The following is a 22278-nucleotide window of genomic DNA, read 5'->3' as shown; positions in this document are numbered from 1 at the left end:
TGCACTGTGGAGAACCTGATTGCGCTGCTCGTCGCGGCGCCCCTGCTCGGAGCGGCGGTGCTGCTGTGCGGCGGCCGGCGCCTCGACCGCGCCGGGCACTGGCTCGGCACCCTGCTCGCCGCCGCCTCGTTCGTCGTGGCCGTGGTGCTCTTCACCGACATGCTGGGGAAGGGCGCCGAGGACCGGGCGCTGCACCAGAAGCTGTTCAGCTGGATTCCGGTCGAGGGCTTCCAGGCCGATGTGGCCTTCCAGCTCGACCAGCTGTCGATGACCTTCGTCCTGCTGATCACCGGTGTGGGCACGCTGATCCACATCTACTCGATCGGCTACATGGAGCACGACGAGCGCCGGCGCCGCTTCTTCGGCTATCTGAACCTGTTCCTGGCGGCGATGCTGATCCTGGTCATCGCCGACAACTACCTGCTGCTGTACGTCGGGTGGGAGGGCGTCGGCCTCGCCTCGTACCTGCTCATCGGCTTCTGGCAGCACAAGCCCAGCGCGGCGACTGCCGCGAAGAAGGCGTTCCTGGTCAACCGCGTCGGCGACATGGGCCTGTCGATCGCGATCATGCTGATGTTCACCACCTTCGGCACGTTCGCGTACGGACCCGTCCTGGAGGCGACCGGCGAGACGAGCGAGGGCAAGCTGACGGCGATCGGCCTGATGCTGCTGCTCGCCGCCTGCGGCAAGTCCGCCCAGGTGCCGCTCCAGTCCTGGCTCGGTGACGCGATGGAGGGCCCGACCCCGGTCTCCGCCCTCATCCACGCCGCGACCATGGTCACCGCCGGTGTCTACCTGATCGTCCGCTCCGGCGCGATCTTCAACGCCGCCCCGGACGCCCAGACGGTCGTCGTGGTCGTCGGCGCGGTCACGCTGCTGTTCGGTGCGATCGTCGGTTGCGCGAAGGACGACATCAAGAAGGCCCTCGCCGGCTCCACGATGTCGCAGATCGGCTACATGATCCTGGCCGCCGGGCTCGGCCCCATCGGCTACGTCTTCGCGATCATGCACCTGGTGACGCACGGCTTCTTCAAGGCCGGGCTCTTCCTCGGCGCCGGTTCGGTCATGCACGGCATGAACGACGAGGTGGACATGCGGAAGTTCGGCGGCCTGCGGAAGTACATGCCGGTCACCTTCGTCACCTTCGGTCTCGGCTACCTCGCGATCATCGGCTTCCCCGGCCTCTCCGGCTTCTTCTCCAAGGACAAGATCATCGAGGCGGCGTTCGCCAAGGGCGGCACCGAGGGCTGGATCCTCGGCTCCGTGGCCCTGCTCGGCGCCGCGATCACCGCGTTCTACATGACGCGCGTGATGCTGATGACCTTCTTCGGCGAGGAGCGCTGGCGCCGCACGGCGACGCCGTCCCCGGACGCGCCGGACGTCGAGCCCGCCGCCGAGACGCGCGGCGAGCACGCGGAGCCGCACCCGCACGAGTCCCCGAAGTCCATGACGATCCCGATGATCGTGCTGGCCTTCGGCTCGGTCTTCGCCGGTGGCTTCTTCTCGATCGGCGACCGCTTCCTGCACTGGCTGGAGCCGGTCACCGGCCACGACCACGGCGACGCCCCGATCGGCGCCTCGACCGTCACCGCGGCCACCATGGTCGCGCTCGTCATCGGGGTCGCCATCGCCTGGGCGATGTACGGCCGCAAGCCGGTGCCGGTGGCCGCCCCGCGCGGCTCCCTGCTCACCCGGGCCGCGCGCCGCGATCTCCTCCAGGACGACTTCAACCACGTCGTCCTGGTCCGCGGCGGCGAGCACCTGACGCGCTCCCTGGTCTACGTCGACCACTCCCTGGTCGACGGCGTCGTCAACGGCACGGCCGCGTCCATGGGCGGGCTCTCCGGCCGGCTGCGCAAGCTGCAGAACGGCTACGCCCGCTCCTACGCGGTCTCGATGTTCGGCGGTACGGCGGTTCTCATCGCCGCGACCCTGCTGATGAGGGCGGTCTGATCACATGTCCTTTCCCCTCCTGACAGCGACGGCGGCGCTCCCGGCGATCGGCGCGGTGGCCACCGCCGCCGTCCCGGCCGCCAAGCGCACCGCCGCCAAATGGCTGGCGCTGCTCTTCTCGCTGGCCACGCTCGTCCTGGCCGGCATCGCGCTCGCCCGCTTCGAGCCCGGCGGCGACCGCTTCCAGCTCACCGAGTCGCACGCCTGGATCAAGGACTTCGGCGTCCGCTACGAGCTGGGCGTCGACGGCATCGGCGTGGCGCTCATGGCGCTCACCGCCCTGCTGATCCCGTTCGTCATCCTGGCCGGCTGGCACGACGCCGACCCCCTGGAGACGAACTCCTCGCGCTGGCGCCCGACCCAGGGCTTCTTCGCCCTGATCCTGATGGTCGAAGCGATGGTGATCCTCTCCTTCGAGGCCACCGACGTCTTCCTCTTCTACATCCTGTTCGAAGCCATGCTCATCCCGATGTACTTCCTCATCGGCGGCTTCGGGGACCGGGCGCACACCGGCAGCGACGAGAACGCGGCGGCCCAGCGCTCGTACGCGGCGGTGAAGTTCCTCCTCTACAACCTGGTCGGCGGCCTCATCATGCTGGCCGCGGTGATCGGCCTGTACGTGGTCGCGGGCTCGTTCTCGCTCTCCGAGATCGCCGAGGCCCGGGCCAACGGCACGTTCTCCATGGCGACCGGCACCGAGCGGTGGCTGTTCCTCGGGTTCTTCTTCGCCTTCGCGGTGAAGGCCCCGCTGTGGCCGCTGCACACCTGGCTGCCCAACGCCATGGGGGAGGCGACCGCCCCGGTCGCCGTGCTGATCACCGCCGTGGTCGACAAGGTCGGCACCTTCGCGATGCTCCGCTTCTGCCTCCAGCTCTTCCCGGAGGCCAGCAAGTGGGCGACGCCGGTGATCCTGGTCCTGGCGCTGATCAGCATCGTGTACGGAGCGCTGCTCGCGGTCGGCCAGCGCGACATCAAGCGGCTGATCGCCTACGCGTCCATCTCGCACTTCGGCTTCATCATCCTGGGCATCTTCGCGATGACCAGCCAGGGCCAGTCCGGCGCGACGCTGTACATGGTCAACCACGGGATCTCGACGGCCGCGCTGATGCTGGTCGCGGGCTTCCTGATCAGCCGGCGCGGCTCGCGCCTCATCGCGGACTACGGCGGGGTGCAGAAGGTGGCCCCGGTCCTGGCCGGCACCTTCCTGATCGGCGGCCTGGCCACGCTGTCGCTGCCGGGGCTCGCCCCGTTCGTCAGCGAGTTCCTGGTCCTGGTCGGCGCGTTCGCCGCGTATCCGGCGGTCGGCATCATCGCCACCACCGGCATCGTGCTCGCCGCGATCTACGTCCTGGTCCTCTACCAGCGCACCATGACCGGCCCGGTCAAGGCCGAGGTGCAGGGTATGGCGGACCTCAAGGCCCGTGAGCTCGTGGTGGTCGTCCCGCTGATCGCGCTGCTGCTCTTCCTGGGTGTCTACCCGAAGCCGCTGACGGACATCGTCAACCCGGCGGTGCGGCACACCATGTCGGACGTACAGAAGAAGGACCCCCAGCCCGAGGTGGAGGCCGCCAAGTGAGCGCAACAGCTGTCCACAGCCTGTGGACGACGGCGGGCGGGGTGACATCCGCTGCACCGGACGAGAAGTTCACGGCCCCGGTCATCGAGTACACCCAGCTGACCCCGGTCCTGATCGTGATCGGCGTCGCCGTCCTCGGCGTGCTCGTCGAGGCGTTCGTGCCGCGCCGGGCCCGCTACTACACGCAGGTCTTCCTGACCGTCGTCGCGCTGGTCGCCGCGTTCGCCGCGGTGGTCGGCCTCGCGGCCGGCGGTTACGGGACGACCAAGGCACACATCGCCGCGATGGGCGCCATCGCGGTCGACGGACCGGCCCTGTTCCTCCAGGGCGTCATCCTGCTGACGTCCCTGGTCGCGGTCTTCACGTTCGCCGAACGGCGGCTCGACCCCGAGTCGCACGGAAACAGGGTCGACTCCTTCGCGGCGCAGGCCGCGTCGGTGCCCGGCAGCGACAGCGAGAAGGCCGCGGTCCGGGCCGGGTTCACCACCACCGAGGTCTTTCCGCTCGTCCTCTTCTCGGTGGCGGGCATGCTGGTCTTCCCGGCGGCCAACGACCTGCTGACGCTGTTCGTGGCCCTGGAGGTCTTCTCCCTCCCGCTGTACCTCCTGTGCGCCGTCGCCCGCCGCAAGCGGCTGATGTCGCAGGAGTCGGCCGTGAAGTACTTCCTGCTCGGCGCGTTCTCCTCGGCGTTCCTGCTGTTCGGGATCGCCCTCCTCTACGGCTACGCGGGCTCCGTCTCGTACGCCCGGATCGCGAGCGTGGTCGACGGCTCGATCCAGAAGATCGACCCGGCGCTCGCCGACACCATGGGCAACGACGCGCTGCTGCTCATCGGCGGCGCGATGATCCTGACCGGCCTGCTCTTCAAGGTCGGCGCCGTCCCCTTCCACATGTGGACCCCGGACGTCTACCAGGGCGCCCCGACCCCGGTCACCGGCTTCATGGCCGCCGCGACGAAGGTCGCCGCGTTCGGCGCGCTGCTGCGCCTGCTGTACGTGGTGCTGCCCGGGCTCAACTGGGACCTGCGGCCGGTCATGTGGGGCGTCGCGATCGTCACGATGGTGGGCGGCGCGGTCGTCGCGATCACGCAGACCGACATCAAGCGGCTGCTGGCGTACTCCTCGATCGCGCACGCCGGGTTCATCCTGGCCGGTGTGATCGCGGCCACCCCCGACGGCATCTCGTCCGTCCTCTTCTACCTCGGAACGTACTCCTTCGTGACGGTCGGCGCCTTCGCCGTCGTCACGCTGGTGCGGGACGCGGGCGGCGAGGCGACGCACCTGTCGAAGTGGGCCGGGCTCGGCCGTCGCTCGCCGCTGGTCGCCGCGGTCTTCGCGGTGTTCCTGCTGGCCTTCGCCGGTATCCCGCTGACCTCGGGCTTCTCCGGGAAGTTCGCGGTGTTCAAGGCGGCGGCGGACGGCGGCGCGGGCGGCCTGGTGGTGGTCGGTGTGATCTCCTCGGCGATCGCCGCGTTCTTCTACATCCGGGTCATCGTGCTGATGTTCTTCAGCGAGCCGAAGGCGGACGGCCCCACGGTCGCCGTCCCGTCCCCGCTGACGATGACGACGATCGCGGTCGGCGTGGCCGTGACCGTGGTCCTGGGTGTGGCCCCGCAGTACTTCCTGGACCTGGCGGGCCAGGCCGGGACGTTCGTGAGGTAGCCGGAGACGGCTGTACGACAACGCCGGACGGGCTTGGCCTTCCCTCGGGAAGTCAAGCCCGTCCGGCGTTGTCGGAGGCGGCGCCTATGGTGGCAGGGGAGCGCTGGGACGCAGCGGGACCGGTATCGGGGGACAGAGCGATGAGCGGGACGGGCGTGACGGGCATGACCACGGATGTGAGCACGGGCGGAGCCGCCGCCACGGCCGAGAGCGAGGCGCGGCGCACCCTGCACCGCGTCTTCGGTTACGAGGCGTTCCGCGGCGAGCAGGAGGCGATCGTCGAGCATGTGGTGGCCGGCGGGGACGCCGTCGTGCTCATGCCCACCGGTGGCGGCAAGTCCCTCTGCTACCAGATCCCGGCCCTGGTCCGGCGGGGCACCGGCGTCGTCATCTCCCCGCTGATCGCCCTCATGCAGGACCAGGTCGACGCGCTGCGGGCGCTCGGCGTCCGGGCCGGCTTCATCAACTCCACGCAGGACTTCGACGAGCGCCGCTCGATGGAGGCGCAGTTCGTCGCGGGCGAGCTGGACCTGCTGTATCTGGCCCCGGAGCGGCTGCGGCTGGACTCCACGCTGGCGCTGCTGGCCCGGGGCGAGGTCTCCGTCTTCGCCATCGACGAGGCGCACTGCGTCGCCCAGTGGGGCCACGACTTCCGCCCGGACTACCTCGCCCTGTCGGTGCTCGGCGAGCGCTGGCCGGACGTGCCGCGCATCGCCCTGACGGCGACGGCGACGGACGCCACGCACCGGGAGATCACCCAGCGGCTCGGCATGCCCGACGCCAAGCACTTCGTGGCCAGCTTCGACCGGCCCAACATCCAGTACCGGATCGTGGGCAAGGCGGACCCGAAGAAGCAGCTGCTCGCCTTCCTGAAGGAGGAGCACGCCGGGGACGCGGGCATCGTCTACTGCCTCTCCCGCGCGTCCACGGAGAAGACCGCCGAATTCCTCTGCCGCAACGGCATCGAGGCCGTCCCGTACCACGCGGGGCTCGACGCCGGGACGCGCGCGGCCCACCAGTCCCGCTTCCTGCGCGAGGAGGGCCTGGTCGTCGTCGCGACGATCGCCTTCGGCATGGGCATCGACAAGCCGGACGTCCGCTTCGTCGCCCACCTGGACCTCCCGAAGTCCGTCGAGGGCTACTACCAGGAGACCGGCCGGGCCGGCCGCGACGGCGCCCCGTCCACGGCGTGGATGGCGTACGGCCTCCAGGACGTCGTCCAGCAGCGCAAGCTCATTCAGGGCGGCGAGGGCGACGAGGCGTTCCGCCGCCGGGCCGCTTCGCACCTGGACTCGATGCTCGCCCTCTGCGAGACGGCCCAGTGCCGCCGCGCCCAGCTCCTCACGTACTTCGGCCAGGAGCCGACGACCGCCTCCTGCGGCAACTGCGACACCTGCCTCACCCCGCCGGAGACCTGGGACGGCACGGTGTCCGCGCAGAAGCTGCTGTCCACGGTGGTCCGGCTGAAGCGGGAGCGCGGCCAGAAGTTCGGCGCGGGCCAGATCATCGACATCCTGCTCGGCCGCCGCACGGCCAAGGTCATCCAGTTCGACCACGACCAGCTGTCGGTCTTCGGCATCGGCGAGGACCTGTCCGAGGCGGAGTGGCGCGGCGTGGTCCGCCAGCTCCTGGCCCAAGGCCTCATCGCCGTCGAGGGCGAGTACGGCACGCTGGTCCTCACGGAGGCGAGCGGCGCGGTCCTGGGCCGCGAGCGCGAGGTCCAGCTCCGCAAGGAGCCGAAGAAGCCGACGGCCTCCCGGTCGTCGTCGTCCGCCCGGGGCGAGCGCAAGCCGAAGGCGGCGGCCGCCGCCGACCTCCCCGAGACGGCCGTCCCCGTCTTCGAGGCCCTGCGCGCCTGGCGGGCCGCCCAGGCCAAGGAGCTGGGCCTCCCGGCCTACGTGATCTTCCACGACGCCACCCTGCGCGAGATCGCCACGATCCGCCCGACGACGCTGGGCGAGCTGGGCGGCATCAGCGGCCTGGGCGAGAAGAAGCTGGCGACGTACGGGGAGGGGGTCCTGGAGGTCCTGGCCGGCCTGGACACCCCTGAGCCCCCTGCGACCGGCGAAACCCCGGCCGCCCCGACCCCGGCCCCCGCCCCGCACCCGCCCCCGCCGCGAAGCCCGCCCCCGCCCGGCCGCCCCCCGTCCCGCCCCGCCGTCCGCCTACGACGACGCCGAGTTCGGCTGGGACGAGGAGCCCCCGGAGTACGAGTGAGAGCGTCCGGGCCGGCGGGTCAGTCCGTCGGCACGACCCGCCCCGACACCTCGCCGAGGCCCACCCGGGTGCCGTCCGGCCCCGGTGCCCAGGCGGTGATCGTCACCGTGTCGCCGTCCTCCAGGAACGTGCGCTTGCCGTCGGGGAGTTCCAGCGGGTCGCGGCCGTTCCAGGTCAGCTCCAGGAGGCAGCCGCGCTGGGACGGCTCGGCGCCGCTGACGGTGCCGGAGCCGAAGAGGTCGCCGGTGCGCAGCGAGGCGCCGTTGACCGTCATCTGGGCGAGCTGCTGGGCGGCCGTCCAGTACATCGTGGAGAACGGCGGCTCCGCGACGACGTGCCCGTTGACCGCGACGGAGATCCGCAGGTCGTAGCCGCCGGGCTCGTCCTCGTCCGCGTCGTCCAGATAGGGGAGGAGGGGGAGGTCGCGGGCGGGCGGGGCGGTCCGGGCGGCGTCCAGGGCCTCCAGCGGGGTGACCCAGGCGGAGACGGAGGTCGCGAAGGACTTGCCGAGGAACGGTCCGAGCGGGACGTACTCCCACGCCTGGATGTCGCGCGCCGACCAGTCGTTGAGCAGCGAGAGCCCGAAGACGTGCTCGCGGAAGTCCGTGAGGGCGACGGGCTTCCCCTGCGCGGACGGGGTGCCGACGACGAAGCCGACCTCCGCCTCGATGTCCAGCTTCACGGAGGGGCCGAAGACGGGCGCCGGGTCGGCCGGTGCCTTGCGCTGGCCCGCCGGGCGGACCACATCGGTGCCGGAGACCACGACGGTCCCGGCGCGGCCGTGGTAACCGATCGGCAGGTGCTTCCAGTTGGGGGTGAGCGGCGCGTCGGCGTCGGGCCGGAAGATCTGGCCCACGTTGGTGGCGTGGTGCTCGCTCGCGTAGAAGTCCACGTAGTCCGCGACCCGGTACGGCAGATGGAGGGTGACCGCGTCCAGCGGGTGCAGCAGCGGCTCCATGTCCGCCCGGTGCGCGGGGACCGTGACCCAGGCGGTCAGCGCGCGGCGCACATCGCGCCAGGCGGTGCGCCCGGCCGCGAGGAGGGCCATCAGGTCGGGCTGGGCCAGGAGTTGGGCGTACGGCGAACCGAGGGCGAGCGCGGCGGCCCCGGCGTCCAGGACGTGGTCGCCGATGCGGACGCCGACGCGCCGCTCGCCCGGGCGGTCGGGGGTGGAGAACACGCCGTACGGCAGGTTGTGCGGGCCGAAGAGGTCGCCCTCGGGCACGTCGAGCGGACTGCTCTGCTCGGGCATCGTTCGCTGCCTCGCTTTCCGGGTCGCTTGGGGTCAACGTTACGACCTCACCCGCGATTGTCAGCGGCGTCGCGGGTGAGGTCGTTACGTCGGGAGCACTGCCGTACGGCAGTGCCCCAACCATCCCCAATGCCCCGGAAAGTACGCCTCACTTGAGACGTCACCCGGACGTGCGAGGGATGCTCTTCTCCCAGGTCCGGTGAAAGACGACCTCGCCGCCCTCGGTGCAGACGACCTCGTTCACGGTGTGGAAGTCGTCCGCGTCGGCGGTGATCTCGGAGCGGGTGTCGATCTGCACGTCCCAGGCCATCTCCGGCCGGTGGAGCCGGATCGTCCAGTCGGACCGGGTGCGCGCGGAGAGCGGGTCGCGCTCCTGGATGGTGTACGTCTCCACCGCGTCCTCGGTGAATTCGAGCCCGTCCGGGTAGACCCGCGTGCCGCCGTAGCGGGGGTCCACCTCCATCCGCCACTCGCCCTTGGCGACATCGCGGACGACGAGCCGTTCGGGGCGCGGCGCGTCCAGCGTCTCCGGGTAGACCACGCCCAGCGGCTCGGACTGCTCGGGCTCCTCGAAGCGGATGGCGGGGTCCTCGGTGTGCCGCCGCACCGGGAGTTCGACGAGGCTGCCGTCCGCCTCCAGGGTGAAGCCCGCCGAGCCCGCCTGCGGCCAGATCCAGGGCCAGTACGAGGACGAGACGGCGAGCCGGATGCGGTGGCCGGGCGGGAAGGTGTGGCCGATGCCGTTCAGCTCGAAGGTGACGTCCTCGGTGGCGCCGGGCGTCCAGTCCTCGGTGCGGTCGCGGCCCTTCCGGGCGGCGAGGTTGAGCGCGCCGCGCGTGACGAGGGTGGAGGAGCCGTCGGGGGCGACGTCGCAGAGCCGGGCGACGGCCTGCCCGCGCGGCGCGTCCATGGTGATGCGCAGGCTCACCCGGGGTCTGCCCAGGATCTCGATCGGCGCGTCGGTCACCGGGAATTCGAAGCAGAGCGACTTGGCGTCCTCGTCGCGCTGGTCAGGCGGCAGGTCGGCGTCGTTGCCGAAGGGGAAGAACCGCCCGGCGTCCAGCCCGGTCTGCTGCGGCGAGTGGACGATCTGCGGGCCGCCCTGGAGGGCGTACGCGACCGGGGTGACGTTCTCCGATGGCCAGCTGGTCTCCCCGACCCAGCGGCCGGGCAGCGTCTCGTACAGCGTGGCGGGCGGGTGCGACTCGCTGATCCAGGACCGCAGCAGCGGCTCCTCCATCACCCCGGTGTCCTCGTTCTTGAGGTGCTGGTCCCACCAGCGCAGGGTCTCCTGGAGGAAGCCGATGCCCGGTCCGGGCGGCAGCCCCCGGTCGGGGTACTGGTGCGACCAGGGGCCGATGATCCCGCGCACCTTCGCCGGGTCCAGGTGCTCGACCAGCCGCAGGACGGTGTCGCGGTACGGGTCGTGCCAGCCGCCGACCGCGAGGACGTTCGCCTTGATCGCGGAGTAGTCCTCGCAGACGCTGCCGTGCTTCCAGTAGGCGTCGCGGGTCTGGTGGGAGAGCCAGGTGTGGATGAAGGGGTCCACCGCTTCGAGCCGGTCCAGCCACATCTGCCGCCAGTCGTCGCCGACGTCCGCCGGGTCGGGCGGCCGGCAGACGAAGGCGAGCATGGTGGCCGCCCAGGCGTGCATGTCCACGGCGAGGACCGAGCCGCCCATGTAGTGGACGTCGTTGTCGTAGCGGTCGTCCGCCGAGCAGACCGTGACGATCGCCTTCAGCGGCTCCGGGGCCAGCGCGGCGATCTGGAGCGAGTTGAAGCCGCCCCAGGAGATGCCGAACATGCCGACCCGGCCGGAGCACCACTCCTGCTGGGCCAGCCAGTGGACGACGGCGACCCCGTCGGCCAGTTCCGTCGCGTCGTACTCGTCGCCCGGCATGCCCTCGCTGTTGCCGTGGCCGCGCACGTCCACGCGGACGGAGGCGTATCCGTGTCCGGCGTACCAGGGGTGGCGCTGCCAGTCGCGCGGCGCGGTCCAGTCGCTCAGCCGGTACGGCAGGTACTCCAGCAGGGCGGGCACGGGTTCGTCCGTGACCGGCCGCCAGATCCGGGCGTAGAGCTGGGTGCCGTCCGCCAGCGGGATGTAGAGGTCCTCGCGGGTCGTCTCGTACGGGAACGCGGTCTGGATGTGCATGGGCGTACCTCAGTGGACGGGGTGCATCGTGCGCCTGAGCCAGGGGGCGGCGGCGATGACGGCCACACCGGCCAGCACCGCCACGGCGCCGTTGACACCGAAGTAGGCGGGGTTGGACACCTCGCCGTACAGCTTCACGATCTGGGCCTGGATGCCGTTGGCGAGGGCCAGCGAGAGGAACCAGAGGGCCATGGTCTGGCTGGCGAACGCCTGCGGGGCGAGCTTGGTCGTGGCCGACATGCCGGAGGTCTCCAGCAGGATGTCGCCGAGCCCGAGCAGCAGATAGGAGCCGACGATCCACCAGGCGGCCATCTTGTACGTGTCGCCGGTGTGCCCGGAGGTGGGCAGGACCATCAGCAGGAACGAGAGACCGCCGAGGATGACCCCGATCGCGATCTTGTTGGACGCGTGCGGCTGGCGCGGCCCCATCCTCGCCCAGACGGCGGCGACCACCGGGGCGAGCAGCACCTCGAAGGCGCCGAGCGCGGAGGCGTACCAGCTGGCCGGGAAGTGGAAGCCGAAGATCTCCGTACGGGCGTTGGTCGACGCGAGCAGCATCATCGTCGAGTACGCCTGGAAGAGGATGAAGTTGAACACCACGGACGCCAGGAACAGCACCACGTACGGGCGCAGCCTGCCGCGTTCCTCGGCGGTGACCCGGGGGCTGCGGAACATCACCACGAAGTAGACGACGGGCGCGATCACCGAGATGAGGGTGAGCACGTCCACGAACCGGTCCATGGTCAGCCACCCCGCCAGGGCCAGCGCGGTCGCCACCACCGCGACCACCACGGCCCCGGCGACGATGAGCAGGACCGCCCGGCGCATGGGTCCGGGGGCCAGCGCGTATTCGGCGGCGTGCTTTCGCCCGGCCAGGTGACGGCGGCCCGCCACGTACTGGATGAGGCCGAGCGTCATGCCGAAGGCGGCGGCCGAGAAGCCCCAGTGCCAGCTGGCGTGGTCACCGAGCCAGCCGGTGATCAGCGGCCCGAGGAAGGCGCCGATGTTGATGCCCATGTAGTAGAGGGCGAAGCCCGCGTCGCGGCGCTCGTCGTCGGTCCGGTAGAGCTTGCCGACCATCGTCGCCACATTGGGCTTCAGCAGGCCCGTACCGGCGCTGATCAGGCCGAGCCCGACCCAGGTCATCGCGTTGGTGGGCACCGCCATGGCGTAATGCCCGCAGGCGATCAGGATGCCGCCGTAGAGCACCGCCCGGTACGAGCCCAGGATGCGGTCGGCCAGCCAGCCTCCGGCCACGGAGACCAGGTAGACGAGCGTGCCGTACGCGGCCGAGACGGAGGCGGCGGTACCGGCCTCCATGCCCATGCCGCCGTTGGCGACCGTGTCCGCGAAGTAGAGGACCAGGATCGCCTGCATGCCGAGGAACGAGAACCGCTCCCAGACCTCCAGGCCGGACAGGGTCATCAGACCCCGTGGCTGGCCGAAGAAGGCGTGGTCGTCGTCCGGGGGCGGCTGCGCCGGTTCGGTGTCTGCTGCTGTGTGGGACAAAGCGGCAACTCCTGATCGTATGAGCTGATCCCGAACATACCGGCGGTGGCGGGAAGGCGCCCACGGTGATCCAAAGGGGACCGGATACGCTGACTTGAGTGGTGACAACGACACATCGACATTCCGTGTGATCGTCAGCAGACAGGAGATCCCCTCGTGACCGTCGTCGGGCCGTTCGGACTGAGCGTGCGGGACCAGGCTCTTGAGGCCGGTGTCCAGGCCGGTTTGGCTGCTGTCGAGTCGGGCCTGCTCGATGCCACCAAGAGCGACGTGCCCTTCATCACGGAAGCCGCCCAGCACCTGGTGCGCGCGGGCGGCAAGCGGTTCCGGCCGCTGCTCGCGATGCTCGCCGCCCAGTTCGGCGACGCCGACGCGCCGGGTGTGGTGCCCGCGGCCGTCGTGGTCGAGCTGACCCACCTCGCGACGCTGTACCACGACGACGTCATGGACGAGGCCGATGTGCGGCGCGGCGTGGACAGCGCCAATTCCCGCTGGGGCAACTCGGTCGCCGTACTGACCGGCGACTTCCTCTTCGCCCGCGCCTCGCACATACTGGCCGACCTCGGTCCGGAGGCCGTCCGCATCCAGGCGGAGGCGTTCGAGCGCCTGGTCACCGGCCAGATCCTGGAGACCGCGGGCCCGCGCGACGGCCGCGACCCGGTCGACCACTACCTCGAAGTGATGCGCGGCAAGACCGGCTCGCTGATCGCCGTCGCCTGCCGGTTCGGCGCGATGATGTCCGGCGCCGACGAGGCCACGGTGGACATCCTCACCCAGTACGGTGAACGGCTCGGCGTGGCCTTCCAGCTCGCCGACGACGTCCTGGACATCGCGTCGGACTCCCACGAGTCCGGCAAGACCCCCGGCACGGACCTCCTGGAGGGCATCCCGACCCTCCCCGTCCTCCACCTCAGGGCGCAGGCCGCGGCGGACGGCAAGCCGGACGACCTGGCCCTCGTGGAGCTGCTCGACGGCGACCTCGGCGACCCGGACCGGCTCGCGGAGGCGCTGCGCCTGCTCCGCGCCCACCCGGCGCTCGCGCAGGCCCGCCGCGACACCGTGCGGTACGCCCAGGCCGCGCGGGCCGTGCTGAAGCCGCTGCCCGAGTGCTACGCGAAGCTCGCCCTGGAAGAGATGTGCGACGCGGTGGTCCACCGCGCCGGCTGACGGACCCCCAGGGCCGGTGCGGACGACCCCTACTGGACAGCGGGGAAACGGCGCTCCTCCGTCATACCGAAGGGGTACACGAGGTTGCTCCCGGGGGTTGACGCTTCGGGCCGCCCGATTTGGTCAGATGGAGAACAACCACTCCTGACCAAAACGGGTGAGAATGGCGGCACGGAGTGGACGAGTGCATCCCGACGGAAGCCGCCGACCACGGAGGTAGGGCACACATGGCACCGAACGACAGCGCGGAGACCAACGGCACGGCCGTCCGGGAGCCCGTCGGCCGCCGCAAGGCCGCGCGCTACATCGTCCCCGTCGCGGTGGCGGGGTGGCGGCCGCGACGATCGGCCTGGTCCCGGCGCTCGCCAGCTCGGGCGACCCCGATCTGCCGAAGATCACCGCTCAGGAACTCATCGAGAAGATCGCCGCGTCGGACACCGAGCGGTTCTCCGGCACGGTGAAGATCAGCACGGACCTCGGCATCCCGTCCATGGGCGGCCTGGCCGGCTCCTTCCTGTCCGGCGCGGCCGAGGGCGGCGACGGCGGCAAGGACGCGTCGAGCGCCGACCCGCAGTCCAAGCTCACCGAGCTGGCCTCCGGTACGCACACCCTCCGGGTGGCCGCCGACGGCCCCGACAAGCAGCGCCTGTCCGTCCTGGACCAGGCGTCCGAGTACAGCCTCATCCACAACGGCGACGACGTCTGGGCCTACGACAGCGGCTCCAACGCGGTCTACCACGCGGAGGGCAAGGGCGAGGCGCCCCACGGCAAGGACCGGGCCGCCCCGAAGACCGTCACCCCCAAGGCCCTCGCCGAGGAGGCGCTGAAGGCCGCCGACGGCACGACGTCCGTCTCGGTGGACGGCACCGCGCGGATCGCCGGGCGCGACGCGTACCGCCTGGTCCTGAAGCCCGAGCAGAAGGGCTCCACGGTCGGGTCCATCACCGTCGCCGTGGACGCGGAGAACGGCGTGCCGCTGAAGTTCACGCTTCAGCCCAGCAGCGGCGGCAAGGCGGTCGTGGACGCCGGTTTCACCTCCGTCGACTTCGGGAAGCCCGCCGCGTCCTCGTTCGCCTTCACCCCGCCCAAGGGTGCGAAGGTCACCGAGGCCGACGAGGCGAAGACCGAGGGCCACGAGAAGGCGCGGGGCGACCTGGACGCGTTCAAGGACGCGGAGGGCGCCGGCGCCCCGAAGATCATCGGCAAGGGCTGGAACAGCATCGCCGAGTTCAAGACCCCCGGCGGCGCGGCGCTGCCCTCCGAGGCGTCGAAGGGCGTCCCGGCCGAGGCCCAGCAGTTCTTGGACGCGCTCGGCGACAAGGTCAGCGGGAAGTTCGGCTCGGGCACGGTCTTCAAGACCCGTCTGATCAACGCCTTGATGACGGACGACGGCCGCGTCTACGTCGGCGCGGTCACCAAGGACGCGCTGGTCGCCGCCGCGAACCGGGGCTGACGTTCCTCCGCCCGCCCCGCCGTGCGTGTCGCGCGGCGGGGCGGGCGCGACCGTACGACCAGTGGGGAGCAACACCATGGCGGCACCCTCACCCGTCATCGAGACGCGCGGGCTGACCAAGCGCTACCGGGGCGGCCAGCTCGCCGTGGACGGGCTCGACCTCAGCGTCCCCGGTGGCAGCGTCTTCGGCTTCCTCGGGCCCAACGGCTCCGGCAAGACCACCACCATCCGGATGCTCATGGGCCTCATCGCCCCCACCTCCGGCACCGCGAGCGTCCTCGGCCGCCCCATGCCGGACGCCTCGCGCACCGTCCTCCCCGAGGTCGGCGCGCTGATCGAGGGGCCCGCGCTGTACGGGTTCCTGAGCGGCCGGGACAACCTCCTCCGGTTCGACCGGGCCGACCCCACCGCCGACCCGCGCACCCGCGCCGCCCGGGTCGGGGAGGCGCTGGACCGGGTCGGGCTCGCCCCGGCGGCCGGCAAGAAGGCGCGCGCGTACTCGCTGGGCATGAAGCAGCGTCTCGGCCTCGCCGCCGCCCTGCTCCGGCCGCGCCGGCTCCTCGTCCTGGACGAACCGACCAACGGCCTGGACCCGCAGGGCATGCGCGAGATCCGCGCCCTGGTCCGGGAGCTGGCGGCGGACGGCACCACGGTCTTCCTCTCCTCCCATCTGCTGGACGAGATCGAGCAGGTCTGCACGCACGCGGCGGTGATGGCCCGGGGCCGCCTGCTCACCCAGGGCCCGGTCGCGGGCCTGGCCACGGGCGGCCGGCTGGCGGTCACCACGCCGGACCCGGCGGACGCGGCGCGGGTGCTGAAGGAGCAGGGCGTCACGGGCATCACGGTGGACGGCGACCGCGTCCGCGCGGACGCCCCGCCGGGCACGGTGGATGCGGCCGATCTCAACGCGGCGCTGGTGCGGGCGGGCGTGCGGGTGCGGGCGTTCGGGGTGGAACGGGCTTCGCTGGAGGACGCGTTCGTGGCCCTGACGGGAGAGGGATTCGATGTCGCAGGCTGAAGCCGCACCCGCCACCGTGCCTGCTGGGCGCAACCCCCTTTGGACCCTGGGCATCCTCCGCTCCGAGTTCGCCACCACCCTGCGCCGCTGGCGCACCGTCGCGCTGCTCGGTGTGCTGGCCGCCGTGCCCGTCCTGATCGGGATCGCCGTGCGCATCGAGACGGCGGACGGCTCCTCGGCGGGGGCCGGGGGAGGGGGCGGCGGGCCGGCCTTCCTGTCCCAGGTGACCAACAACGGGCTCTTCCTGGTCTTCGCCGCGCTCGCCGCGACGCTCCCGGTCTTCCTGCCGATGGCGGTCGGCGTCATCGCGGGCGACGCGGTCGCGGGCGAGGCCAACGCGGGCACCCTGCGCTATCTGCTGGTCGCCCCGGCCGGCCGGACGCGGCTGCTGCTCGCCAAGTACGCCGCGACGCTCGGCTTCTGCCTGGTCGCCACGCTCGTCGTGGCCGCCTCCGCGCTGGCGGTGGGCGCGCTGCTGTTCCCGGTGGGCGAGGTCACGACGATCTCGGGGACGACGATCGGCTTCGGTGAGGGGCTGGTACGCGCGGGGGTCGTCGCGGTCTTCGTGGCGGCGTCCCTGACCGGCTTCGCGGCACTCGGCCTGTTCGTCTCGACCCTCACGAACAGCGGCATCGCGGCCATGGCGGCGACGGTCGGAGTGCTGATCACCGTCCAGATCGTGGACACCATCCCCCAGCTGAGCGGGGTCCACCCCTACCTCTTCCCGCACTACTGGCTGTCCTTCGCGGACCTGCTGCGGGAGCCCGTCTACTGGGACGAGCTGCTCAGGAATCTCGAACTCCAGGCGCTGTACGTGGCGGTGTTCGGCTCCGCGGCCTGGGCCCGGTTCACCACGAAGGACATCACGGCCTGACCGGGATCCGCGCCCGTACCGTCGGCCGGCGAGCCGTCCCCCGATCGGCTCGTCGCGGCACGAACGGCACGAACGGCGCGAAAACAGAAGGAACGAGCCGACACGCTACGTTCCGTTTCCGCCAGAGCATTGTTCGACTTGTAGCGACTCACTGTCAATAAGGTTTGGCTCAAACAGTCCTATGCTCACCGAATGAACACATCGCCGAGTTCACTGCGCAGGAGCGAGAGCTCACGCAGGGCGACCCTGCAAGCCGCCCTCGATCTCTGTACGGAGAGGGGCTACGGGCGGGTCACGGTCGAGGCGATCGCGGCGCGGGCGGGCGTGAGCAAGAAGACGATCTACCGCTGGTGGCCGTCGAAGAGCGCGGTGCTGCTGGAAGCCTTCACGGAGATGCTGGTCTCGGCGACCCCGTTCGTGGACACCGGTGACATCGCGAAGGATCTGCGTACCCACCTCACGGGCGCGGTGAACGTCCTCGCCGTACCCCCGTTCGGCCCGGCCTACGCGGGCATCCTCTCCGAACTCCACCACGACGACCAACTGGCCGAAACGGTTCGCACACAGCTCATCGACCCCCGCTTCCGGGAGGCGGTCGGCCGGCTGCGGAGCGCCCAGGACCGGGGCCAGATCCCGCCGGACGCGGACCTGGACCTCGCGGTGGAGATGCTCTACGGCCCGCTGTACTACCGCCATGTGCTGCGCAAGCCGATGCAGGACGCGGAGGACGTGGGGAAGCTGGTGGACCACGTACTGCGGGCGCTGGGGGCGACGCTCTGAACCCTCAGCCGTAGAGGCGTTCCAGCACGACCGCTATCCCGTCCTCCTCGTTGGAGAACGTCACCTCGTCGGCCGCCGCGCGCAGCTCCGGGTGGGCGTTGCCCATGGCGACGCCGTAGCCGCAGCTGCGGAACATCGGCAGGTCGTTGGGCATGTCCCCGAAGGCGATCGCCGTGCGCGGGTCGATGCCCAGCTCCTCGGCGGCGAGCGCGATCCCGGCGCCCTTGTCGATGCCGTACGGCTGGAGCTCGACGGTCCCGGGCCCGGAGTGCGTCACCGTGGCGAGGTCCCCGACGACCGCGCGGGCCTCGGCGGTCAGCGCCTCGTCGCTCAGCTCGGGGTGGCGGATGAGCACCTTGATCACGGGCTCGGCCCACAGCTCGTCCCGGTGCCGGGTGCGCTGTGCGGGGAGCGTGGCGTGCGGCAGCCGGTAGCCGGGCTCGATGAGCGTGCGCCCCTCGGCCCCGTCCTGGTCCACGGCGGCGAAGACCTGGCCCACCTGGGCCTCGATCTTCCCGAGCGCGGTCCCGGCCGCCTCCCGGTCGAGCGTGACGGCCCGCACGGTGCGCCGCGCCCCGGCGTCGTACACCTGCGTGCCCTGCCCGCAGACGGCCAGCCCCTCGTACCCGAGCCCGTCCAGCAGCTCCCGCACGCCGGGCACGGGCCGCCCGGTGACGACGAGATGGCGGGCGCCGGCCGCGCGGGCCAGGGCGAGCGAGGCGCGGGTGCGGGGGCTGACGGTGTCGTCGCCGCGCAAGAGGGTGCCGTCCAGGTCGGTGGCGACGAGGGCATATGCGGGTGGGATGGGCATGGCAGCAAGCGTAGGTGCTGGTTTCCGGAGCCCGGCCGGAGTTGTGGCGGGGCGGGGGCGTGGGGTAGGGGCAAAAGAATTTCGACAACAAGGGTTGTCGAAACGGATCTCGACAACTAAAGTTACGAGGCATGGGGAACTCTGGGGAGATCGAGAACGCGGCGACGGGCCGGGACGTGGATCGCGTGGCGCTGGACGCGGCGCTGCTGGAGGCGCTGAATCCGGTCGCCGAGGCGCTTCAGGCGCGGGCGACGGGGCTGCCGCCGGACCGGATGTGGGCGGCGGAGCCGGTGGAGGTGTCGCTGTCCGTTCTGGCCGCTTGGAAGGTGGTCGACGAGGAGGTCAAGCGGCTGACCGCGATAGCCGCCCGGACGGCCGGTTCCTACGGCGCGAACTACGAGCGGCTGGGGGCCGCCTGGGGGATCACGCGGCAGGGTGCCCGCAAGAAGTGGCCGGATGCGGTGGGGAAGCGGCGCGAGGCGAGCAAGCTGGAACTGTTCGGCGGCAGGGCTGAGTTGAGTTGGGAAGAGGTGCCGGGGGGCTGGTGCTGGTCGGGCCTGGGCGCCGACGGCACGCATAGTGCGGCGGACGGTACGGGGGGCTTCCCGACGAAGGAGGAGGCGGCGGCCCACGCGGGCGCGTTCCTGAAGGAGCACGCGGAGTAGGCGCGGCGCTCGGGTGGTCAGGATGCGGTGAGGACGACCTTGCCCCGGTTGGCCCGGTTCTCGATCGTCGCGTGGGCGAGGGCCGCGTCGGCCAGCGGGTGGGCCGCGTGGACGGCGGGGCGCAGGCTGCCCTCGGCGTGCAGCGCCCACAGCTCCGCGATCCAGCCGGCGTACCGTGCGGGCTGCGTCCGGGCGATGTGGGCCACCTGGAAGCCGATGACCGACTTGCCGCCGACGAGCAGGTCGTACGCCTCGATCGTGCCGCCGCCCGAGCTGTAGGCGACGAGTCGGCCACCGGGGGCGGTGGCCCGGACGGCCCGGGGGAGGAGGTCGCCGCCGACCGCGTCCAGGACGATGTCGCAGGGCTCGCCCCAGCTCTCGCCGGTGTACGTCACCACCTCGTCGGCCCCGAGCGACCGTACGAAGTCCGCCTTCGCCGGATCGCCCACGGCCGCCACGACCCGGGACGCGCCCCGGAGCCGGGCGAGCTGGAGCGCCAGGTGCCCGACGCCGCTCGCGGCGGCCGTGACGAGCACGGCTTCGCCCTTCTCGGGCCGCGCGGACTCCAGCGCCCCGAGCGCGACGACCCCGCTCCGGACGAGCGCGACGGCGTCCTGGGCGGTGGCCCCGGCGGGGACGGCGGACGCCATGGCCTGGTGGAGCAGGGCGTATTCGGCGTACCCGTGCCCGAAGCAGAGGCCGGTGACCCGGTCGCCGACGGCGTGCGCGCTCACCCCGTCCCCGAGCGTCACCACCTCCCCGGCGACCTCGCCGCCGAGCGGGATCGGCTCCCGGCCTTCGCGCACCTTCCGCACCACTGGGAGGGTGATGCCGACTGCCTCGACCTTGACGAGGAGTTCGCCGGGGCCGGGTGTGGGAACGGGCACGTCCTCCTCGAACAAAACCTCGGGCCCGCCGCTGTGTTCGTACCGAATGCGCCGCATGGCGATGACCTCCGACCGAGGGGGCGTTCATTGGGAACGCCAACGATAGGGCGAAAGTCGTTGGGGAGTCCAATGATTCCTGGATACGATGCGGGGCATGGCAGACAAGGCAGCAGCGACGACGGCCCCGAGCCGCATCCGCCCGCTCCCGAGCTGGCTCCTGGGCCGGGCGGCGGCGCGGGGCCGGTCCCTGGTGGCGGATGCGCTGGCCGCGCACGGCATGAAGATGTGGCACCACGTAGTGCTGGCGGCGGTGGAGGACTTGGAGCCCGTCGCCCAGGCGGACCTGGGCCGCGCGGTCGCCCTCGACCCGAAGGACCTGGTCGGCATCCTGAACGACCTTCAGGAGGAGTCCCTGATCGTCCGCGCCCCGGACCCGAACGACCGCCGCAAGAACGCGGTCAGCGTGACGGAGGCGGGGCGCCGCCGCCTGGAGGAGTGCACGGCAGCGGGCGACCGCGCCAACGCGGAACTCCTGGCCCCGTTGACCCTCGACGAGCGGGTCCGCTTCCTGGACATGCTGCGCCGGATCAGCGGGGCCGGACGAACCTGGACCGAGCCGAACCCGCCGTCCTTGACGTCCGTGCTGGAGGCGGAGCACGCGGGCGTCAGCCCCACGTCTTCCCGGCGGGTTCCTTGACCGTGCGGTTGATGCGGTTGAAAAAGTTGGTCAGGGCGATTTCGAGGTTGAGGGCGCCGATCTGCTGCTCGGTGAATTGCGCGCTGACCTCGTCCCAGATTTCGTCGGTGACGCCGGGGGCGCCGTCCTGGAGGCGGGTGGCGCCCTCGGCGAGGGCCAGCGCGGCGCGCTCGCCGTCCGTATAGAAGGGCGCTTCGCGCCAGGCCGCGACGGTGTGGAGGCGCTCGTCGGTGTCACCGGCCTTCTTGCCGGCGGCGACGGCGGCGAAGACGCAGGCCGAGCAGCCGTTGATCTGGCTGACGCGCAGGTGGACGAGGGCGAGGATCTTGGGGTCGACGCCGCCGGAGGCAATCGCCTGGTGGAGGTGGCGGACGGCGGTCCAGACGTCGGGGTGGGCGCCGTTCTTGTCCTTGAGGCGGTTTTCCATGGGGAGGGCTCCTTCGGAGGGTTACGTTGCCGCGCCGGTGCGCGTCATCCCTATGACGGAGCCGCTTCCAGGGAGGTAACAACCATGGCGTTGGCCGAGGAGTTCGAGGCGCACCGGGACCGGCTGAGGGCCGTCGCGTACCGGATGCTCGGGTCGCACGCGGACGCGGAGGACGCGGTGCAGGAGGCGTGGCTGCGGCTGTCGCGTCAGGACGCGGGGGAGATCGAGAACCTGGGCGGCTGGCTGACGACGGTGGTGGGCCGGATCAGCCTGGACGTGCTGCGGTCGGGGCGGCGGCGCCCGGAGGTGTCGTACGAAGAGGGGCCGGAGTACGCGGTGACGCCGGACGGCACCCCCGCGCCGGAGGAGCTGGCGGCGATCGGGGACTCCGTGGGCGTCGCGCTGCTGACGGTGCTGGACACGCTGCGGCCGGACGAACGGCTGGCGTTCGTGCTGCACGATGTCTTCGCGGTGCCGTTCGCGGAGGTGGGCCCCATCCTGGGCAAGTCGGCGGACGCGACGAAGATGCTGGCGAGCCGGGCGCGGCGGAAGGTCCAGGGGGCCCAGCAGCCGGCGAGGCCGGGCCGCCGGGAGCGCGAGGTGGTCCAGGCGTTCCTGGCGGCGGCCCGCGAGGGCCGGTTCGAACGGCTGCTGGATGTCCTGCACCCCGAGGTGAAGCTGACCGCGCACACCTCGAACGGCACGTACGTGGTGCTCGGCGCGACGGAGGTGGCGACCCGGGCCCGCCTGGCGGCCGCCGCGGCCCACGGCCACCCGACCACGTACAACGGCCTCCCCGCGATCCTCGCCCGCACCCCGGAAGGCACCCCGCAGTCCCTCCTCACCTTCACGGTCACGGGCGACCGCATCACGGAGATCACGGTGCTGGCGGACCCGGCACGACTGGCGCGGACGGACCTGCCGGAGGGGGCGTGAATCTGCCGCGTTCGAGGCGGGGGCGCGGGTGGATCCGCCTACGGTCGCGAACGAGTACACGGTCGCCGCGTTCGGCGACCACCTTCCCGAGCCTCATCCCGGGCGCCGCCGTCGGCGTGCTCCTGCTCACCGTCCTCGGCGCCCGGGGGTCGCGTCTGCGTGCGATCGAGGACCGGGGACTCCCGGTGGCCTGAGCGCCCGGTGGCTGCCGCCGGCTCGTCCCGCCGTCCCGCGCGGGGT

Annotated in this window: 15 protein-coding genes and 3 pseudogenes; 12 read left to right on the top strand and 6 right to left on the bottom strand. The window is 71.6% G+C overall.

All coding sequences use genetic code 11. The features are described from left to right. Positions 1-6: 6 nt before the first annotated feature. The 4 genes and pseudogenes from nuoL to recQ all read left to right on the top strand — a co-directional run bounded on the left by nuoL (position 7) and on the right by recQ (position 7407). Entirely contained in the window at positions 7-1953 is a 1947-nt protein-coding gene (gene nuoL, locus NEH16_RS13175; RefSeq protein ID WP_073964524.1) for an NADH-quinone oxidoreductase subunit L, read from the top strand. Between the two features lie 4 nt (positions 1954-1957). Continuing rightward, positions 1958-3529, top strand: coding sequence for an NADH-quinone oxidoreductase subunit M (locus tag NEH16_RS13170; protein ID WP_073964523.1), 1572 nt, complete (start codon positions 1958-1960; stop codon positions 3527-3529). Next, a complete protein-coding gene (nuoN, locus tag NEH16_RS13165; RefSeq protein WP_265542239.1) occupies positions 3526-5190 on the top strand; it encodes an NADH-quinone oxidoreductase subunit NuoN in 1665 nt (554 codons plus the stop codon). Before NEH16_RS13170 ends, nuoN begins: the two co-directional genes overlap by 4 nt. Before the next feature lie 140 nt (positions 5191-5330). After that, a pseudogene (gene recQ / locus NEH16_RS13160) lies at positions 5331-7407 on the top strand (DNA helicase RecQ). Positions 7408-7426: 19 nt separating this feature from the next. Here recQ and fahA read toward each other — a convergent pair. The 3 genes from fahA to NEH16_RS13145 form a co-directional block, all read right to left on the bottom strand. Continuing rightward, positions 7427-8659: a fumarylacetoacetase gene (gene fahA / locus NEH16_RS13155; RefSeq protein ID WP_265542237.1), complete on the bottom strand. Its 1233-nt coding sequence runs from the start codon at positions 8657-8659 to the stop codon at positions 7427-7429. A gap of 160 nt (positions 8660-8819) precedes the next feature. Further along, entirely contained in the window at positions 8820-10814 is a 1995-nt protein-coding gene (locus NEH16_RS13150) for a CocE/NonD family hydrolase (RefSeq protein WP_265542236.1), read from the bottom strand. Positions 10815-10823: 9 nt separating this feature from the next. Beyond that, the gene (locus NEH16_RS13145; RefSeq protein ID WP_265542235.1) at positions 10824-12323 is read right to left on the bottom strand and encodes a peptide MFS transporter; all 1500 of its coding nucleotides are present in this window, start codon (positions 12321-12323) and stop codon (positions 10824-10826) included. A gap of 156 nt (positions 12324-12479) precedes the next feature. Between NEH16_RS13145 and NEH16_RS13140 the strand changes: the two genes are divergently transcribed. The 5 genes and pseudogenes from NEH16_RS13140 to NEH16_RS13120 all read left to right on the top strand — a co-directional run bounded on the left by NEH16_RS13140 (position 12480) and on the right by NEH16_RS13120 (position 17615). Continuing rightward, a complete protein-coding gene (locus NEH16_RS13140) occupies positions 12480-13490 on the top strand; it encodes a polyprenyl synthetase family protein (RefSeq protein WP_265542232.1) in 1011 nt (336 codons plus the stop codon). Positions 13491-13717: 227 nt separating this feature from the next. Continuing rightward, positions 13718-14943, top strand: a pseudogene (locus NEH16_RS13135) (LolA family protein). 76 nt (positions 14944-15019) lie between these two features. After that, positions 15020-15961: an ABC transporter ATP-binding protein gene (locus NEH16_RS13130; RefSeq protein ID WP_265542230.1), complete on the top strand. Its 942-nt coding sequence runs from the start codon at positions 15020-15022 to the stop codon at positions 15959-15961. After that, on the top strand, positions 15948-16835 hold the full coding sequence (locus NEH16_RS13125; RefSeq protein ID WP_265542228.1) for an ABC transporter permease: 888 nt from the start codon (positions 15948-15950) through the stop codon (positions 16833-16835). The genes NEH16_RS13130 and NEH16_RS13125 overlap by 14 nt, the downstream gene beginning before the upstream one ends. A 192-nt stretch (positions 16836-17027) precedes the next feature. Beyond that, positions 17028-17615, top strand: a complete 588-nt coding sequence (locus tag NEH16_RS13120; protein WP_265542226.1) for a TetR/AcrR family transcriptional regulator — start codon at positions 17028-17030, stop codon at positions 17613-17615. A 4-nt stretch (positions 17616-17619) separates the two neighbouring features. Here NEH16_RS13120 and NEH16_RS13115 read toward each other — a convergent pair whose 3' ends face one another. Then, positions 17620-18426, bottom strand: coding sequence for an HAD family hydrolase (locus NEH16_RS13115; protein ID WP_073964512.1), 807 nt, complete (start codon positions 18424-18426; stop codon positions 17620-17622). A 131-nt stretch (positions 18427-18557) separates the two neighbouring features. Between NEH16_RS13115 and NEH16_RS13110 the strand changes: the two genes are divergently transcribed. Continuing rightward, the gene (locus NEH16_RS13110; protein WP_265542224.1) at positions 18558-19091 is read left to right on the top strand and encodes a hypothetical protein; all 534 of its coding nucleotides are present in this window, start codon (positions 18558-18560) and stop codon (positions 19089-19091) included. Positions 19092-19108: 17 nt separating this feature from the next. On the opposite strand, the gene NEH16_RS13105 is transcribed toward NEH16_RS13110, so the two are convergent. Then, entirely contained in the window at positions 19109-20035 is a 927-nt protein-coding gene (locus NEH16_RS13105; RefSeq protein WP_265542221.1) for a quinone oxidoreductase family protein, read from the bottom strand. Between the two features lie 88 nt (positions 20036-20123). Here NEH16_RS13105 and NEH16_RS13100 point away from each other — a divergent pair. After that, positions 20124-20573: pseudogene (locus NEH16_RS13100) on the top strand (MarR family winged helix-turn-helix transcriptional regulator); the annotation flags it as partial. 70 nt (positions 20574-20643) lie between these two features. Here NEH16_RS13100 and NEH16_RS13095 read toward each other — a convergent pair. Continuing rightward, positions 20644-21102 carry a carboxymuconolactone decarboxylase family protein gene (locus tag NEH16_RS13095; RefSeq protein WP_265542220.1) on the bottom strand — a complete coding sequence of 153 codons (459 nt, stop codon included), beginning with the start codon at positions 21100-21102 and terminating at the stop codon, positions 20644-20646. A gap of 84 nt (positions 21103-21186) precedes the next feature. On the opposite strand from NEH16_RS13095, the gene NEH16_RS13090 reads away from it, so the two are divergent. Then, positions 21187-22038, top strand: a complete 852-nt coding sequence (locus NEH16_RS13090) for a sigma-70 family RNA polymerase sigma factor (protein ID WP_265542218.1) — start codon at positions 21187-21189, stop codon at positions 22036-22038. Positions 22039-22278: the final 240 nt, after the last annotated feature.

It is taken from the genome of Streptomyces drozdowiczii, from assembly GCF_026167665.1.
Lineage (GTDB): Bacteria > Actinomycetota > Actinomycetes > Streptomycetales > Streptomycetaceae > Streptomyces > Streptomyces drozdowiczii_A.
The sequence above is the reverse complement of the archived record's forward strand: the minus strand, read 5'-3'. Positions and strand labels throughout refer to the sequence as shown.